The organism is Microcoleus sp. C2D2 (assembly GCF_036702495.1).
Taxonomy (GTDB): Bacteria; Cyanobacteriota; Cyanobacteriia; order Cyanobacteriales; family Microcoleaceae; genus Microcoleus.
The window spans coordinates 1-1,844 of sequence record NZ_JAUBTO010000365.1; the positions used below are offsets into that span (position 1 = coordinate 1).

Sequence of the window (1,844 nt, forward strand, 5' to 3'; positions counted from 1 at the left end):
CGTCATATTCTACCATGCTGTGCCTAGATTGTGAACCTTCTTTTTTTGCTGTTACCCCGATTTATTGAGCGGATACGATTTAATTTTATTTCTCAAAGTGTGAAAAGGGATTTGAACAAAGTTCTGATTGTTGCGACTACCGATATTAATCTCCTGTTTGATGCCGGGATTAAACCCCACAATCAAAGAACTTACTTTATTGCTAATACAATGGTTGACTATCAATCTAGCAGCCTTATTCAGGTAATCCCTAACTCGATTGCTTCGGTTGATATACAGTCTAGCCTGACGTTCGGTAAGCCGTTTAATCTTCTGTTTATCTTTAATAGATTGCAACCTTGCATTCTCTTTATTGAACCACTGGTTAATAGATTTAAGTTTTCGCCCATCCACAATAAAGGATGCCCCATTGGTATCAACACAAGTAGCCAAGTTATCCAATCCCAGATCGATAGCCATCGAACTATTTTCTATTGTTTCTACTGGTTCAATCTCACTCAAGCAGATGTATTCGATTTCAAAAAATCGACCATCATATTTAGGGTGAATCCGAACCTCTTTGATTGTTTCGGGGTTGAGTCTTTCAGGAAAATTAAGCACAATCTCGCCAAATTGCTTTTTGAAAGCATGGGACATGGGTACTTTAAATTTTCCATCTTTGACTTTAATCCGAGGAATTATCAACACGAAGTAGCCATCTTTTGGCAAGTAGTGAGGAAGTCTCACTTTCTGTTGATACATTCGAGATTTAATAGCCTGAATCAGTCCGTAGAAACTTTGAAAAGTTCGATCTACTACTTTCAATGTTTGCTGTGCAATGTCAGTATTGAGAAGTTGGTAATTCTCGTTGTATTTGCACAGATGGTAAGCAGATTCATAGCGCAAGTGCTTACGTTCCTCAAAAAAGTATTGGCGGACGGTGTAAAGACCTACGTTATAGAGATTTTTACTCAGTCTGCACAACTCTCTCAAAGCCAAGAATTCGGCTTTGCTCAGATATCCTAATTGGTTTTTCTGAGTTAAGTACATACATTCAGTTTCGCTACAGAATCTATTTTACAGCGAAATTTCTGTTGATACCAACAACTTTTGTAAAGCCGTGCTAAAAGCACGGGGTTTCTACCCAATTTTTCGATGAAAGGCTTCTGAAAAAGTGAGGGCGATCGCCGCTTCCGTATCGGGGGCAGGCGCCGAGGTGCGAGAACCGGCACCAAAAATATCCTCATACTCATCAAATCCAGCGGCATCGGCTGTACCCGTGCGATAGCTATAGACTCTGCGCCCAGTTGGACCTCCACGTCCAACGCGACCCAGCAGGTCATTGATAAAATCATCAAAATTTCCGTACTGGTCGAAATCAAATCCCTCTACCCCCACCCCAGCGCCTCTGGGGCGAGGCGATCCGCCTGGCTCTGCCTGCCTCCAATACTGACCAAATCGATCGTACTTTTGGCGTTTCTGGGGATCGGAAAGCACCTCATTTGCTTCATTGAGATCTTTGAATTTTACCTCGGCCTCTTTATCTCCAGGATTTAGGTCGGGGTGATATTTCCTAGCTAGTTTCCGGTAAGCCTTTTTAATCTCCTCTGGAGTTGCACTCTTGCTTACTCCTAGAATTTCGTAATAATCCTTGAAGTCGGTTGCAGTTGGCATGGCTTTTCAAAAATAGGCGTGGCTGTATCAAGAGAAAGTGATATTCATCAGAACAATAAATTTGAAACCCCGTCTTTTTATGACGGCTTTACAGTTCGCCATGAGTTGAAGCAGGCCATTTGTGACAAGTTAAGAAAAAGTGCAAATTGTCAAGGGGGTAGACAAAAAAAGGTAAAATAGGATGAAACCTT

At 41.6% G+C, this 1,844-nt stretch carries 2 protein-coding genes; both read right to left on the bottom strand.

What is annotated here, in order from left to right:
- Positions 1–51: 51 nt before the first annotated feature.
- Positions 52–1,029 (bottom strand): transposase, encoded by a 978-nt coding sequence (locus QUB61_RS39200; RefSeq protein WP_333136842.1) that lies wholly within the window; start codon positions 1,027–1,029, stop codon positions 52–54.
- Between the two features lie 90 nt (positions 1,030–1,119).
- Positions 1,120–1,653: a DnaJ domain-containing protein gene (locus QUB61_RS39205; RefSeq protein ID WP_333136845.1), complete on the bottom strand. Its 534-nt coding sequence runs from the start codon at positions 1,651–1,653 to the stop codon at positions 1,120–1,122.
- Between the last annotated feature and the right edge of the window lie 191 nt (positions 1,654–1,844).

Bases quoted from the DNA above. Each gene is read 5' to 3' on its own strand.
- QUB61_RS39200 (WP_333136842.1), bottom strand. From the start codon at position 1,029: ATGTACTTAACTCAGAAAAACCAATTAGGATATCTGAGCAAAGCCGAA.
- QUB61_RS39205 (WP_333136845.1), bottom strand. From the start codon at position 1,653: ATGCCAACTGCAACCGACTTCAAGGATTATTACGAAATTCTAGGAGTA.